Here is a 1,696-nt window from a genome sequence, read left to right on the forward strand (position 1 = left end):
TGACCCGCATTCTCAGAGACCAGGGTGCCCAGAGCGGCTGCATCGTCACCGACACCGATGACGCCGAACTGGCGGTCGCGCGGGCCCGCGAATTTCCGGGTCTGGCGGGTCTGGATCTCGCTCGCACCGTGTCGACGTCACAGCAGTACGCCTGGACCGAGCCAAGCTGGGGGCAGGCGGCACCCAATGCCGATTTCCACGTCGTGGTCATGGACTACGGCGTCAAGCGCAACATCCTCAGACGTCTGGTGGATGTGGGCTGTCGCGTGACCGTCGTGCCGGCGGTGACTGACATCGACGCGGTGATGGCCTTGCAGCCCGACGGCGTCATGCTGTCCAACGGGCCGGGCGACCCGGAGCCCTGTGACTATGCGATCGCCATCGCCCGTGCGCTCATGGAGCGCCGGGTCCCGGTCATGGGCATCTGCCTGGGCCACCAGATCCTGGGCCTGGCCTGTGGGGCGCGGACCTCGAAGATGAAGTTCGGCCATCACGGCGCGAACCACCCGGTGCGTGACGAGCGCAGCGGTCAGGTGATGATCACGTCGCAGAATCACGGCTTCGCCGTTGACGAGGCCAGCCTGCCGGAGAACCTGCGGGTGACGCACCGTTCGTTGTTCGACGGCACCCTGCAGGGCATCGAGCGCACCGATGTGCCGGCGTTCAGCTTCCAGGGTCATCCCGAGGCCAGTCCGGGGCCGCATGATCTGGCGCCGTTGTTCGAACACTTCACGGCGCTGATGCGCACCGCCCGGTGAAATCACTCTTCCACCCCGATCCAGACGCGAACTAGAACGCATGCCGAAACGCTCAGATATCCACTCCATCCTGGTCATCGGTGCGGGGCCGATCGTGATTGGTCAGGCCTGCGAGTTCGACTACTCCGGTACCCAGGCCTGCAAGGCCCTGCGGGAAGAGGGGTTCCGGGTCATTCTGGTGAACTCGAATCCGGCGACGATCATGACGGACCCGGATTCGGCCGACGCGATCTATATCGAGCCCGTGGAATGGCGGGCGGTCGCCAAGGTGATCGAACGCGAGAAGCCCGATGCCCTGCTGCCGACCATGGGCGGACAGACCGCGCTGAATTGCGCGCTGGACCTCGCCCGCGAAGGCGTGCTGGACGCGAACAACGTTCAGCTGATCGGCGCCAGCATTGATGCCATCGACATGGCCGAGGATCGCGAGCGCTTCCGCACGGCGATGGACGAGATCGGACTGGCCTCGGCGCAATCCGAGCTGGCCCACAGCATGGAGGATGCACGGCGGATTCAGGCCGAGCTGGGCTTCCCGGTGATCATCCGGCCGTCGTTCACCATGGGTGGCTCCGGCGGCGGAATCGCCTACAACATCGCCGAGTTCGAGGAGATCGTGAAGCGCGGGCTGGACCTGTCGCCCACGCATGAGGTGTTGCTGGAGGAATCGCTGCTCGGCTGGAAGGAGTTCGAGATGGAAGTGGTCCGCGACAAGGCGGACAACTGCATCATCATCTGCGCCATCGAAAACCTCGATCCGATGGGCGTGCATACCGGTGACTCCATCACCGTGGCGCCCGCGCAGACGCTGACCGACAAGGAATACCAGATCATGCGCGGCGCCAGCATTGCGGTGCTGCGTGAAATCGGCGTGGAAACAGGTGGTTCGAACGTACAGTTCGCAGTCGATCCCAAGTCCGGTCGCCTGATCGTGATCGAAA

General features: G+C 64.6%; 1 protein-coding gene and 1 pseudogene. Both read left to right on the plus strand.

The features are described from left to right. A partial coding sequence (locus ABNS06_RS09595; RefSeq protein WP_348674212.1) for a carbamoyl phosphate synthase small subunit occupies positions 1-758 on the plus strand: 758 nt, incomplete at its 5' end. Between the two features lie 40 nt (positions 759-798). Next, positions 799-1,696: pseudogene (gene carB, locus ABNS06_RS09600) on the plus strand (carbamoyl phosphate synthase large subunit); the annotation flags it as partial.

Origin of the sequence: uncultured Abyssibacter sp., from assembly GCF_964000955.1 — a bacterium.
Classification (GTDB): domain Bacteria; phylum Pseudomonadota; class Gammaproteobacteria; order Nevskiales; family OUC007; genus Abyssibacter.